We start from the raw sequence: 13539 nt of genomic DNA on the forward strand, positions 1-13539 counted from the left end.
AATACGCTTTGCGTTACGACAACATAAATGCAAAGCAATTCATCTGTTAAAAGCAGCAAGCGCTTATCTTGTAAAATGTGGTTTCAAATGGCTTAAAATGAGTAAAGCCGTCCTTTTGGGACGGCTTCGACTCGCTTGACAAGAGGTGGCAGCTACCTACTCTCCCGGAAACGACTCCAGTACCATCGGCAGTGCGGGGCTTAACGGCTCTGTTCGGGATGGAAAGAGGTGCTCACCCGCCTTATGACCACCAGCCTCCTTGTGACTGGCGCCAGCCCCTAACCAGGACCAGCTTAGATCGTTGCAGCCTTCGACTCCAAAACACACCTTCGTGTCTTGGACAGCACAGAGAAAGACTTACCTAACGCAAGTAACGTAACAACGTATTGACTCGAATTTGACAGCTACACGTCCGGGCTCATTAGTACGGCTCAGCTCTAGGACTCTCACCCCCTGCACCTGCCGCCTATCAACGTGCTCGTCTCGCACAACCCTTTATACCGGAAGTCTCATCTTGGGGCCAGTTTCGCACTTAGATGCCTTCAGCGCTTATCTGATCCGCACGTAGCTACTCGGCCGTGCCACCGGCATGACAACCGATCCGCCAGCGGTGCGTCCATCCCGGTCCTCTCGTACTAAGGACAGATCCCCGCAAACTTCCTGCGCCCACCACAGATAGGGACCGAACTGTCTCACGACGTTCTGAACCCAGCTCGCGTGCCACTTTAATCGGCGAACAGCCGAACCCTTGGAACCTTCTCCAGCCCCAGGATGTGACGAGCCGACATCGAGGTGCCAAACCTCCCCGTCGATGTGAGCTCTTGGGGGAGATCAGCCTGTTATCCCCGGCGTACCTTTTATCCTTTGAGCGATGGCCCACCCATGCAGTACCACCGGATCACTATACCCTGCTTTCGCACCAGATCGGTCCGTCGACCTCACTGTCAAGCCCGCTTCTGCTATTGCACTCCCCAGCCGATTACCGTCCGGCCTGAGCGGACCTTGGGAAACCTCCGTTACCCTTTCGGAGGTGACCACCCCAGTCAAACTACCCACCAACCACTGTCCCCTCGCAGGTTAGACCACCAGTCAGCCAAGGGCGGTATTTCAAGGTCGGCTCCACGATGCCTGGCGACACCGCTTCACTGCCTCCCGCCTATCCTACACATGCCTGACCAGCGATCCATGATAAGCTGTAGTAAAGGTGCACGGGGTCTTTCCGTCCCGTGGCGGGTAAGCGGCATCTTCACCGCTACTACAATTTCACCGAACTCATGGTTGAGACAGTGCCCAGATCGTTACACCATTCGTGCAGGTCGGAACTTACCCGACAAGGAATTTCGCTACCTTAGGACCGTTATAGTTACGGCCGCCGTTTACTGGGGCTTCAGTTCAATGCCTCGGGTTGCCCCTAACATCCCCCCTTAACCTTCCAGCACCGGGCAGGTGTCAGACCCTATGCGTCATCTTGCGATTTGGCAGAGTCCTGTGTTTTTGGTAAACAGTCGCCTGGGCGTCTTCTCTGCAGCCTCCCACTCGCGTGGGTAGGCCCCCCTTCTCCCGAAGTTACAGGGTTATCTTGCCGAGTTCCTTAACCATGATTCTTTCGTCCACCTTAGATTATTCATCCCGGCTACCTGTGTCGGTGTACGGTACGGGTACCCATGCGCTTAACGCAGCCTCACTTTTCTTGGAAGCCCCTTCGCCACTTCGGTTCAGCCGTAGCCTCCCCTCAACGCCCCCTTCCGGCCGGACGTAGCAGCCCCGGCGCTCCGTCATGAGACGACCTGCATGGACAGTGCGGGACTATTAACCCGCTTGCCATCAGAGCCCGCCCTTCGGCTGCCCCTTAGGTCCCGACTAACCCTCCGATGACTACCATCGCGGAGGAAACCTTAGCCTTACGGTGTGGAGAGTTCTCGTCTCCATCTCGTTACTTATGCCTACATTTGCTTTTCCCTTCAGTCCAGCTCAGCTCGCGCCTGACCTTCACCCCAAAGGGAATGCTCTCCTACCACATCATGCTCATGCATGAGTCCACGGCTTCGGTGGTGTGCTTGATGCCCGTTTATTATCGACGCCCGCCCCGCTCGACCAGTGAGCTGTTACGCACTCTTTAAAGGAATAGCTGCTTCCAAGCTAACCTCCTGGCTGTTTCAGCAGCCGGACCGCCTTTGTTCAACTTAGCACACACTTGGGGACCTTAGCCGATGGTCTGGGTTGTTCCCCTCTCGGAACAGGACCTTAGCACCCTGCCCCTCACTGCCCGACACCCCCTGGCGCATTCGGAGTTCATCAGAAGTTGGTAGGATGTGACTCCCCCGCATCCTGTTGGTCGCTCTACCTCACCAGTGGTAACATCGAACGCTGTTCCTAAAAACATTTCGGAGAGTACGAGCTATTTCTCAGTTTGATTGGCCTTTCACCCCTACCCGCAGCTCATCCGGAAGCTTTTCAACGCTTATCGGTTCGGCCCTCCACGGGGTGTTACCCCCCCTTCAGCCTGGCCACGGGTAGATCACCAAGTTTCGCGTCTACCCCCACTGACTATGCGCCCTGTTCAGACTCGCTTTCGCTTCGACTTCGCGACTCCAGTCGCTTAATCTGGCCAGTGACGGTAACTCGTAGGCTCATTATGCAAAAGGCACGCCGTCACCCCCATCCAGGGGCTCCGACCGCTTGTAAGCGCCTGGTTTCAGGTTCTCTTTCACCCGGGTACTCCCCGTTCTTTTCACCTTTCCCTCACGGTACTCTGCCCTATCGGTCTTCTGGTCGTATTTAGCCTTGGCGGATGGTGCCGCCAGATTCAGAGGGGGTTCCTCCGGCCCCCCCTTACTCAGGATCCCCGACCCGGCAGCGCCCTGACCCGTACGGGACTCTCACCCTCTACGGTCGACCTTCCCAGATCGTTTCGGTTCGCTTGCTGCCTTGTTGTCAGGTCCTACAACCCCGACTGGGCCGTAACCCAGCCGGTTTGGGCTCCTCCCCGTTCGCTCGCCACTACTTGGGAAATCACGACTTGTTTTCTCTTCCTGCGGCTACTTAGATGTTTCAGTTCACCGCGTTTGCCCCCTCGAAAGGGTACTAGCTCTTCAAGCTAGTGGGTTGCCCCATTCGGACACGTGCGGATCAGCCCCTGCCAGCGGGTCCCCGCACCGTTTCGTCGCTTGCCACGTCCTTCTTCGCCACCAGAAGCCTAGGCATCCCCCAGACGCCCTTTGCTTGTGTATATGTCACAAATCAATCAGTCAACTACTTACTTACGTTAGACCAGCGGCTTACACCGCTGTTTCGTCTTTCCCTGTACGTCAAAGAACTGCTGCGCTGACGCCCCTTGCGGTAACGACAGCCCGGCTCTGACAAACCCATCAGCACACTAACACCCACTGGCCGGTGATCACTCACCGACGGCTCCAGAAAGGAGATGTTCCAGCCGCACCTTCCGGTACGGCTACCTTGTTACGACTTAGCCCCAGTCGCCGGGTTTACCCTTGTCCGGTTGTTACCCCGAACTTCAGGTCCCCCCAACTCCCATGGCTTGACGGGCGGTGTGTACAAGGTCCGGGAACGTATTCACCGCGCCATGGCTGATGCGCGATTACTAGCGATTCCAGCTTCATGGGGTCGGGTTGCAGACCCCAATCCGAACTGTGACCGGCTTTGCAAGATTGACTCAGGGTTGCCCCATCGTGACCCGCTGTACCGACCATTGTAGCACGTGTGTCGCCCTGGACGTAAGGGCCATGATGACTTGACGTCGTCCCCCCCTTCCTCTCTGCTTGCGCAGGCAGTCTCGCATGAGTCCCCACCATTACGTGCTGGCAACATACGATAAGGGTTGCGCTCGTTGCGGGACTTAACCCAACACCTCACGGCACGAGCTGACGACAGCCATGCAGCACCTTGCTTTGTGCCCCTTGCGGGGCGCGGATGTTTCCACCCACTTCACGCGCATTCTAGCCCAGGTAAGGTTCCTCGCGTATCATCGAATTAAACCACATGCTCCACCGCTTGTGCGGACCCCCGTCAATTCCTTTGAGTTTCACCGTTGCCGGCGTACTCCCCAGGTGGATGACTTAACGCTTTCGCTCAGCCACTGAGTCCAAAGACCCAACAGCCAGTCATCATCGTTTACGGCATGGACTACCAGGGTATCTAATCCTGTTCGCTCCCCATGCTCTCGTGCCTCAGTGTCAATCAAACCGTAGTCACCTGCCTACGCAATCGGGGTTCTGGGTCATATCTATGCATTTCACCGCTACATGACCCGTTCCAGTGACCTCCAGTTCATTCAAGTCCCACAGTATCCAGCCACATCTGAGTGTTGAGCACCCAGCTTTCAAACCAGACTTACAGGACCACCTACGCACCCTTTAAACCCAATAAATCCGGACAACGCTTGCACCCTCCGTATTACCGCGGCTGCTGGCACGGAGTTAGCCGGTGCTTATTCACCCGTTACCGGCAAACAACCCCGCAGGGCTGCGTTTCTTCACGGGCAAAAGCAGTTTACAACGCTGAGCGCCTTCGTCCTGCACGCGGCATGGCTGGGTCAGAGTTGCCTCCATTGCCCAATATTCCCTACTGCTGCCTCCCGTAGGAGTCGGGTCCGTCTCTCAGTACCCGTGTGGGGGCCAATCCTCTCAGAACCCCTACTGATCATGGCCATGGTAGGCCGTTACCCCACCATCCAGCTAATCAGACGCAAACCCCTCCCGGATCTATAAATATTTAGCTAATCAGTGATGCCACCCATTAGCACCATGCGGGTTTACCCCAGCTTTCGCCGGGCTATCCCCCAATCCGGGGCAGGTTGTTTACGCGTTACGCACCCGTTTGCCGCTGGCATTGCTGCCCGCTCGACTTGCATGTATTAGGCCTGCCGCTAGCGTTCATCCTGAGCCAGGATCAAACTCTCCATTGTAAATAGTGTTGTAGCTAAAAAGCTACTGTCTTGTTCAACCGCTTCCGCAAGGGAAGACCAGTTGGGCTCTTGTTAGTTGTGCTGACCAGTTTGTCAAAGAACTGTCGGCTCAGCCGTTGCTGAACCTGGGTGAGAAGCAAGCGATTGATTCGCTTAAGTCCCTGTTTCAATCAATTGGGAGTGCAAAAGTACGTGTTTTGTTATCCCGTGTCAAGTGTTTGCTGAAAATTATTTTTGCATTTGATTGTCAGCTACTTACTTGTAACAAGCTGACAGACAGTGTGTTGTGTTTGTCGATCGAGCTTGTTTCCCTCATTTGGGACTGCAAAGGTAGGGCCTTTCACCACCCTTGTCAAGACCCCATCAAAAAATATTTGAGAAGCAGTTGTTGTCTAAACGGTAAGTGTCCGTAAGACAGCCACTTACCGTTTAAAACTTTTTTAAACTTTTTTCAAAAGGTGGTTTTTCTTGCCTTTTGATACCAGAATATAGCGGTCCTGCAGCCATTCAAGGTCTAACGGAGCGGCCGGATCGGCAATTTTTGTCTTGTTTATACTTACTGCGTTCTGTGTAATAGCCCGTCGGGCTTCGCCTTTTGAAGCATAAATTTCACCACGGGTTCCGACTGAGAGCAGGTCGGTGATGTCCTTGTTTGTTTCAAGTTCCTGTGCTGAAACTTCCGTTTGAGGTACTCCTTCAAATATTATGTCAAATTCATCGGCTTTAATGGACCGTAGTGTGTCTATGGTTGCTTTGCCAAATAGTACTTCCGACGCTTTAACGGCCAGTTCGTATCCAGCCTCGGAGTGAACTCGGGTAGTTACGTCTTTGGCGATGGCTTTTTGCAGGATGCGCAGATGCGGAGCTTCGGCGTGTTGCCGTTCCAGGTCTTCGATTTCTTCACGGGATAATAAGGTGAACACCCGAATCAGTCGCGGGCAATCGGCATCAGCAGCATTTAGCCAGAACTGATAGAACTGGTAAGGCGATGTCAAGGAAGGGTCGAGCCATACATTGCCGCTTTCTGACTTGCCAAATTTGGTTCCATCTGCTTTTGTAACCAGCGGGGTAGTTAAGGCGAAGGCCTTACTCTCGTCATGCAGTTCGCCCTGTTCGCTTTCCTTCCGCCGGATAAGTTCAGTACCCGTTGTGATGTTCCCCCATTGATCTGAGCCACCCATCTGCAACCGAACGCCCTTGTGCTTGTAGAGCCAGTAGAAATCGTACCCTTGCAAAAGCTGGTAGGAAAATTCAGTAAAGGAGATTCCTGTTTCAAGGCGCTTCTTTACGGAATCTTTGGCCATCATGTAATTGACCGTAATATGTTTCCCGGCTTCCCGCAGAAAGCCGAGGAATGAAATATCCTTGAACCAGTCGTAGTTGTTGACCATTTCGGCGGAATTGCTGCCCGACTTGAAATCGAGAAACTTTTCCAGTTGCCGGCGGATTCCTTCCTGGTTTCTACGGAGCGCTTCTTCAGACAGAAATTCCCGTTCAGCCGTCTTCCCGGAGGGATCGCCAATCATGCCGGTAGCTCCTCCCACCAATGCGAATGGTTTATGACCTGCTCGCTGTAAATGAACCAGCAGCATAATGGTAGCGAGATTGCCGATATGTAGTGACGCGGCAGTTGGATCAAAGCCAATGTAGCCTGCTGTCATCTCTTTTGAAAGCTGTTCTTCGGTGCCGGGCGTCATGTCATTCAACATGCCACGCCAACGGAGTTCTTCAATAAAGTTCATTTGTAAGAAGGGAGGAAACGAAGAAAGGTAACGTTATGCACCTCCTTTCTTCGCTTCTCTCTTTTTATGGTTCGCAAAAATAAGGCTTTATGGTAAAAGCAGGGATGAGTCGCCATAGCTTAAGAAGCGATACCCTTCGTTGATGGCTTCGTTGTAAACCCGACGCCAATCCTCACCGATGAGCGCGGCTACGAGCAGTATCAGCGTTGAACCCGGCTGGTGAAAATTAGTGATGATACCTTTGCACAGTTTAAAGGTATATCCGGGGGTGATGTAAATCCCTGTATGAGCCACAACCGATGCCTGACCCGTTTGCTCCAGATAATGCAGGAACGCTCCAAGCGACTCCAATACCGTCGGCTGTTCATCCGGAGGAATCTGATAGGCATAGTGCTGGTCTAGCCGGAACGGATCTGCATCCCCACGTAGCAGCTTTACCCCCATCCAGTACAGGCTTTCGAGGGCTCGCATGGACGTAGTACCGACAGGCAGGATCTGATTGTGGTGATCCATGAGCCGACGTAGGTTCAGCTGCGTATACACCACCTGCTCTGTATGCATATGATGCTGCCGAACGTCGTCGGTTTTGATTGGCTGGAACGTACCGGCCCCAACGTGGAGCGTTAGATAGTCGTGGTCAAACCCACGATGGGCCAGCCCATCAAATACAGCTTTTGTAAAATGCAAACCCGCGGTCGGGGCTGCAACGGCTCCCTCCTGTTTAGAATAAACAGTCTGGTACGTATCCCGGTCAGCATCGACTACGTCGCGTTTCAGGTAAGGAGGCAGCGGAATCTGACCGGCCAGTTGAATCACCTGGGCAAAAGTTTCGGGCGATGCATTGCTGGCCGATGACTGCCAGCTTAACCGCACGGTCGATTGTTCATAGTCTTCCCAAGTGGCTTCCAGAATAATGTCACCTTCCTTAGAGGGCAATATAGTCTGTAGCGTTTCGGATTGTTTCCAGCGCTTCCGATTACCAACCATGCACTGCCATACTACGCTACGGGTATCCTGCATGGCCAGCGTAATGGGTCGATCCAGCGGAACTGGATTTAGCAAAAACAATTCAATGACTGCTCCCGTCGAGCGGGTGAAAATCAACCGCGCTGGTATGACTTTCGTGTCGTTGAAGACAAGAAAACTACCATCAGGCAGTACATTGGGTAAACTGTTAAAGCGGGTATGAGTGATCTCTCCGCTTCGGTAGACCAGCAGCTTCGACTGATCTCGCTGGGCTAATGGAAACCGGGCAATGCGTTCGTCGGGCAATTCATACTGAAACTGCTCCAGCCGCAGCGTTTCAACGTTCGCCATGAGCAGCGGGTTTGATAAGCAAACGGACCGGCAACGCAATCAGTACGGCAGCTAGTATGAGGGTACTGAGCGGCAGAAGCCAGGCGTAGTTAATGGGCGTTGCCGTAAGATCGGACCGGTTCAACAACGACAGCACGAACAACGCCAGAGCCAGAATGGTGTTAATGGCCGACATGATAGCGTAGAACCAGTTAGTGATAACCTCGTTCAGTTCGGCACGATGATCGGCCCAAAGTGGTTGATTTGGGATGGGAATCTGACCAATTGGAACGCGCGTAAACAGCCTGGCAACCGTACTGATAAGCGTATTATTAATCAGAAAAATAGCCACAGCGATGTAAAATACCGCTTCCCGATCCACATACTGAACAGCCTGGCCGATTTCGTTGAACCGAACCGCGACTGCACCAGGATAAGAAACGTAACTGGTAAAAAGCGATAGAAGTAACCCAAGAATGGAAATCACTCGCCATGCACGAATAAAAAACGTACCTGCCTTCATTAGAAATTAATTGTGGTTTCTGCAGATTTTTGCTATAATCAGCAACTTTGGGTGCCCTTGGCAATCCAAAAACTTGTTTGCCCGAAACCAGTTCGATTGTTCAGGGTGCAAAGTTAGCCTTAGATTAGGCGCATTCCACTTGTTAGTAGAAAGTATGTTGAGGTAGTATGAAGATCTATACCAAAACCGGCGATAAAGGATTTACGGGGCTGATTGGTGGCCGACGCGTAAGTAAAGCCGATCTGCGCATTGATACATACGGTACTGTCGATGAGCTTAATGCCTGGATTGGCCTCGTACGCGACCAGCCGGTGAACAGCGAGCGTAAAGTTTTTTTAAAAGCAATTCAGGATCGGCTGTTTACAATTGGCTCGGAATTAGCCACCGATCCGGATAAAGCACCCAAACGCGCCATGCCGGCCATTGTTGACAATGACATAACGAAGCTGGAACAGGCGATGGATCAGATGGACACGCTGCTGCCCGAACTGCGGGCGTTTGTCCTGCCGGGCGGCCACGAATCGGTGTCATTTTGTCACCTGGCCCGGACGGTCTGTCGACGGGCTGAACGGTTAGTGATTAGCCTCAACGAGGAGTCGCCGGTCGACGAACTGGTTCTGCAATACCTGAACCGGCTATCAGACTATCTGTTTGTGCTCAGCCGACTGATGGCTCAGGAATTAAACGCAGAGGAAGTAACCTGGCAACCACGCACCTAAAAAGTTGTCTTGACAACTAAGTTTAGTCGAACTAATTATTTAGCTTTGCCACTGGCCCTTTGGACAGAGTAGCCAACCGGCCAAACTCATTAACCACAAGCTGTTATGACGACGGATGCATTGCAAATAGAGTTACGGAAAGCAGAGCGCTCCCGTATTCAGGAGGTAGATTTCAACCACCTGCCTTTTGGCAAACACTTTTCGGACCACATGTTCGTGGCCGATTTTGTGGATGGTCAGTGGCTGAATCAACAAATTGTACCATTTGACAATTTTACCCTTAGCCCGGCGCTATCGGCTCTGCACTACGGCCAGTCTATTTTTGAGGGTATGAAGGCGTTCAAGAACGAAGATGGCGAAGTGCTGATGTTTCGTCCGTACGCCAACTTCGAACGCATGAACGAATCGGCCCGTCGGATGTGCATGGCCACGCTGACCGAAGACGTTTTCATGGGTGGTCTGGAGGCCCTGCTGCGGGTTGATGCTGACTGGGTGCCAACTGCCCCCGACAGTTCATTGTATATCCGGCCGTATATGTTTGCTACTGATACGTACCTGGGCGTAGCACCGTCGAAAACGTACCGTTTCTGCATTTTCACCTGTCCCGTTGGTGCCTATTACTCGAATCCCCCTAAGCTTAAAGTTGAAACGGAATATATCCGATCGGCTCCGGGTGGTGTGGGTTACGCAAAATGCGCCGGTAACTACGCGGGCTCTATGTACCCAACCCTGCTGGCGCAACAACAGGGATATGATCAGTTGATCTGGACCGACGCCCGTGAGCATAAATACATCGAAGAATCAGGTACGATGAACATCATGTTCGTAATTGACGGCAAGCTCGTCACCCCGGCCGTTTCTGATTCTATCCTGAAGGGCGTCACCCGGGATTCGATTATCCAGATTGCCCGGAGCTTCGGTATCGAAGTAGAAGAGCGGAAGGTTTCGATTGAGGAAGTAATTGGTGGTATCGAATCTGGTCGGTTGACCGAAGCGTTCGGTGCTGGTACGGCCGTGGTTGTGTCGCCATACTCATTGATCGGCTACAACGGAAAAGACCATATGCTGCCCGAATTTTCGCCCGAAAATTCACTGGCTGCCAAAATAAAGGATTACCTCACCGACCTGCGTACGGGTAAGGTTGAGGATACGTTTGGCTGGGTGCACAAAGTCTAACCAAACAACGACTTATAACAAACCGGGAGCGATTACGGCGACATGCGTCGATGTAATCGCTCCCGGTTTGTTTTGTCTGATACGTCTGTCTACTTAATTGACGCGGTAGTTGGCGCACCCGCCGGATTAATCCGGACTTTCAGCCCGTAATCCTTTCCTTTCGACACGTCTTTCAGCGAAACTTTCTCTGCTTTGGGACCAGTCCAGATCATTGCCCCTTCCTGCGTTACTGGCTGACCGTAGCAGGCCGTAAAGAACGTTTGCAAATCCTGCTGATACGTCTTAACCGACTGTGGAGAATTCAGGAAAATATCGGCAACGATCGCCGACACGTGCTGCCCTGTCTGATAGTACAGAAAATCCGCCGATTCCAGATTCGGAAACTCGATGGTATAGCCTACGTGTTCGTTGTCGCTTTCAAATAGCTCTCCTTTCTCAGTCGCCCGAACGGTGGCGATGGGGTCCCCAAGATTGATGCCGCGCCAGTGGCTATCGGAGGTTAGGCCCAGCGAATCGAGTCGTCCGGTAACAGCGGCTTCCCCTGATCCGGCTGTACCGGCAACTACTGCCGACGAGTCAGTTGCTTTTGAGTCAGCCTGCTGGCGGTTGCGGCAGGCATTGCTGAATACGGTTAACCCCAGAAGTGCCCCAATCAAAAGGAATCTGCTCATGTTGGCGTAGTCTCAAACTGCGGTTATTTTTTCTTGGGTGTTGTGGCTGGCCTAGCCGGGGCCGAACCGCCGGCATTGGCCGGTTTCTGCGTGGTGGCCGGAGCTGGGTTGGCTGTCGGAGTGATACCCATCTTTTTCAGAATCAATGCCGTTACATCATGTTCTTTGGGTGTGTAGAGCAACGTCGGTACGGCATTAATACCGGAATCCAGATTGAAGATGTAAGCGTATCCGTTTTCGGCAGCTACTTCATTGATGTTTTTCTGAATCTTCTGAAGAACCGGATCGACCAATTCCCGATACTTGTTTTGCAAAGACGCTTCGGCCGTTTGCCCAAACTCCTGAATGCGATTCTGTAAGCTTTGCAACTCCGTTTCGCGATCTTTACGGATCATGTCCGTCATCTGTCCTACGCCTTGTTGGTAGGCGGCAAACTTGTCCTGCAATTCTTTCTGCATACGCTGCAACTCCGTCTCAGCCTGTTTTTGCTGCGCATTCAGTTGACTGGTGATCGTTTTGGATTCGGGCGTTTGAGACAGGATGTAATCGATTCGTGTATGACCCACTTTCACGGGACCCGACGCGGTTGCTGTACCGGCAGCAGGTGCCGTTACCTGATCCTGCGCCCGGGCATCTGTTGTAGCCATCGCAAGCATGGCCATAAACCCGATGACAAGTGTTTTTTGCATTATGTATTTCATTCGCGGTTTGTTAAAAATTTGTGCCGGAATGGTTTCTACCAATCAGGCATTCCAACTGCGAAATTAATACCTTTTTTCTATACAGAGCCCTTTGATTTACCCGGTCGGGCAGCTCTGGGGAGCCAGGAGAATGGATTTAACAATTTTTATAAATTTCGTCAGAACGCCTGAAGCGCAGGGCTCTGAAAACCGGTTGTTTACAGTTCCTGCACCAGATTGAAATAGAAACCTTTATGCCCTTGTCCGTTCACGACCGCATTGAAGCGAAAAACCATGTTGTAAAACGTGACAATATCCAGACTAACGCCCGTACCAACAAGCGTCCGGTTCGCCAAACGACTCTGGTACTTTTCGGCTACGCTGCTACCGACGTAGCCCATATCGGCAAAGGCTGTCAGATAGGCCGCAATCGGTACGGTATTAAATTGCCGGATGTGCAGCCAGTCGAGTTGCTTACGTGTTTTCAGGAGTTCGTAGCGAAGGCTATTACGCCAGATACCGAAGCGCTGGCCATCGATTACGTATAGTTCATACCCCCGTATCATGTCCAGCGAACTGCCGAGTGCCCGTAGGTTAAAGTAAGGTTGCTGAGTGGCCCACGTAGCCCGACCGCGTACGCCACTGGCCATGTAGAATTTTCCGCCAAGACCCCAGTACCGGGTCAGGGATGCGCTCATCTCCAACTGCCGAAAATTGTCGCCCGGGAGGAGTCCGTTCAAACCGACCACACCCGTCAACAGCGTCCCGTGGAGCGGGTAAGCCACATTATCGCGTCGGTCGTAGCGATAACCATAGGTCAGCGAGAGGTAGCGCTGCTGCGTGCGGCCATCACCAAAATAGTCGGGATTCAGGCAGGCTACGGTGTCGGCTATTGAATTCCGGTTGAGCCGGGTTTCGAGCGAATGATAATGATAAAGCCCCTGCCGGCGGGTCAGGGCAACGGATGCATAAGCACGTTCGCGCAGCAACCCCTCCGATCGGAGATACAGCCACTTATCGGCACTCGTACGGTATGGAATCTCTTTATTGGTGATGTAGCCGACATCGACGCGCAGGCCGGTTTTCTGCGCTTTGTCAATATAGGGCCGCTGGTAGGATAGCACGGTTCGGCGCAGAAAGCCCAGTTCAAGAACGGCCTGCAACCGGTCATTGGCTCCGGTGAAATTACGCCAGCTAAGCCGACCACCGTAAATTACCCGGCGCAGATCGCGTCCGCGATCATACCACCATTCGTTAAAATTACGATCGGCCAGGTCGAATACCGGATACAGGATAATGTACCACCGTTCTTTCATAACCACCTCCACATCAACTTGCTGTAGCGGTTCAACTAGGCTGATGGTATCGGGGGGGACGGTTATCGACTTAACATCGGCAACAGGTTTTGCCGTTACGTCGACTGTTATGAACAGATTCGTGTTGTTGATGTTTCGCTGATCCCAGATCAACTTACCGGGCAGTTCGCTTCGGCGTAGGGTATCGCCGGCTTTCAGCGACATCTCGCGCAGGATAATCCGGTCGTGAGTACGGTGATTGCCGTTCAGAATGATAGACCGTACAACAACGCGCTGCCCGGTGGCGTCATCAATGCCGGTAGAATCTAATCCAATGGACCCATAGGCCGACTGGAAGACCAGCGACAAAAGAATGAAGCCAACCGAAAAAACGCCACGTAGCTGTAGAACCATCCTCAAAATTAACTCTTTTCAGAAAAATAGGTCAAGAATTTCTCCTAATCCTTCAAATTCGTTTGTAATATTGTTTTCTATAGTTAAAGATACTAGCGG

General features: G+C 52.5%; 8 protein-coding genes and 3 rRNA genes. 2 read left to right on the plus strand and 9 right to left on the minus strand.

From position 1 onward, the window contains the following. Positions 1-143: 143 nt before the first annotated feature. The 6 genes from rrf to BN8_RS20345 all read right to left on the minus strand — a co-directional run bounded on the left by rrf (position 144) and on the right by BN8_RS20345 (position 8449). Positions 144-255 (minus strand): 5S ribosomal RNA (rrf, locus tag BN8_RS20320). A gap of 145 nt (positions 256-400) precedes the next feature. Further along, a 23S ribosomal RNA gene (locus BN8_RS20325) occupies positions 401-3232 on the minus strand. Positions 3233-3417: 185 nt separating this feature from the next. Then, a 16S ribosomal RNA gene (locus BN8_RS20330) occupies positions 3418-4924 on the minus strand. Together the 16S, 23S and 5S rRNA genes form the textbook arrangement of a ribosomal RNA operon. A 440-nt stretch (positions 4925-5364) precedes the next feature. Next, entirely contained in the window at positions 5365-6666 is a 1302-nt protein-coding gene (gene tyrS / locus BN8_RS20335) for a tyrosine--tRNA ligase (protein WP_009283818.1), read from the minus strand. An 87-nt stretch (positions 6667-6753) separates the two neighbouring features. Continuing rightward, positions 6754-7983 (minus strand): S-adenosylmethionine:tRNA ribosyltransferase-isomerase, encoded by a 1230-nt coding sequence (locus tag BN8_RS20340; protein ID WP_009283819.1) that lies wholly within the window; start codon positions 7981-7983, stop codon positions 6754-6756. After that, a complete protein-coding gene (locus BN8_RS20345; protein WP_229368226.1) occupies positions 7970-8449 on the minus strand; it encodes a hypothetical protein in 480 nt (159 codons plus the stop codon). Before BN8_RS20345 ends, BN8_RS20340 begins: the two co-directional genes overlap by 14 nt. 203 nt (positions 8450-8652) lie before the next feature. Between BN8_RS20345 and BN8_RS20350 the strand changes: the two genes are divergently transcribed. Together BN8_RS20350 and BN8_RS20355 are read left to right on the plus strand one after the other, a co-directional pair. Further along, positions 8653-9204, plus strand: coding sequence for a cob(I)yrinic acid a,c-diamide adenosyltransferase (locus BN8_RS20350; RefSeq protein WP_009283821.1), 552 nt, complete (start codon positions 8653-8655; stop codon positions 9202-9204). A gap of 105 nt (positions 9205-9309) precedes the next feature. Further along, positions 9310-10380 carry a branched-chain amino acid aminotransferase gene (locus tag BN8_RS20355; RefSeq protein WP_009283822.1) on the plus strand — a complete coding sequence of 357 codons (1071 nt, stop codon included), beginning with the start codon at positions 9310-9312 and terminating at the stop codon, positions 10378-10380. A gap of 89 nt (positions 10381-10469) precedes the next feature. On the opposite strand, the gene BN8_RS20360 is transcribed toward BN8_RS20355, so the two are convergent. The 3 genes from BN8_RS20360 to BN8_RS20370 all read right to left on the minus strand — a co-directional run bounded on the left by BN8_RS20360 (position 10470) and on the right by BN8_RS20370 (position 13440). Continuing rightward, a complete protein-coding gene (locus BN8_RS20360) occupies positions 10470-11051 on the minus strand; it encodes a hypothetical protein (RefSeq protein ID WP_009283823.1) in 582 nt (193 codons plus the stop codon). A 23-nt stretch (positions 11052-11074) separates the two neighbouring features. Further along, positions 11075-11740: an OmpH/Skp family outer membrane protein gene (locus BN8_RS20365; RefSeq protein WP_040006384.1), complete on the minus strand. Its 666-nt coding sequence runs from the start codon at positions 11738-11740 to the stop codon at positions 11075-11077. Between the two features lie 209 nt (positions 11741-11949). After that, positions 11950-13440: a BamA/TamA family outer membrane protein gene (locus BN8_RS20370; protein WP_009283825.1), complete on the minus strand. Its 1491-nt coding sequence runs from the start codon at positions 13438-13440 to the stop codon at positions 11950-11952. Between the last annotated feature and the right edge of the window lie 99 nt (positions 13441-13539).

Source organism: Fibrisoma limi BUZ 3 (assembly GCF_000296815.2).
Lineage (GTDB): Bacteria > Bacteroidota > Bacteroidia > Cytophagales > Spirosomataceae > Fibrisoma > Fibrisoma limi.

Excerpts from the sequence above, each read along its gene's own strand:
- tyrS (WP_009283818.1), bottom strand. The coding sequence starts at position 6,666 with ATGAACTTTATTGAAGAACTCCGTTGGCGTGGCATGTTGAATGACATG.
- BN8_RS20340 (WP_009283819.1), bottom strand. The coding sequence starts at position 7,983 with ATGGCGAACGTTGAAACGCTGCGGCTGGAGCAGTTTCAGTATGAATTG.
- BN8_RS20350 (WP_009283821.1), top strand. The coding sequence starts at position 8,653 with ATGAAGATCTATACCAAAACCGGCGATAAAGGATTTACGGGGCTGATT.
- BN8_RS20355 (WP_009283822.1), top strand. The coding sequence starts at position 9,310 with ATGACGACGGATGCATTGCAAATAGAGTTACGGAAAGCAGAGCGCTCC.
- BN8_RS20360 (WP_009283823.1), bottom strand. The coding sequence starts at position 11,051 with ATGAGCAGATTCCTTTTGATTGGGGCACTTCTGGGGTTAACCGTATTC.
- BN8_RS20365 (WP_040006384.1), bottom strand. The coding sequence starts at position 11,740 with ATGCAAAAAACACTTGTCATCGGGTTTATGGCCATGCTTGCGATGGCT.
- BN8_RS20370 (WP_009283825.1), bottom strand. The coding sequence starts at position 13,440 with ATGGTTCTACAGCTACGTGGCGTTTTTTCGGTTGGCTTCATTCTTTTG.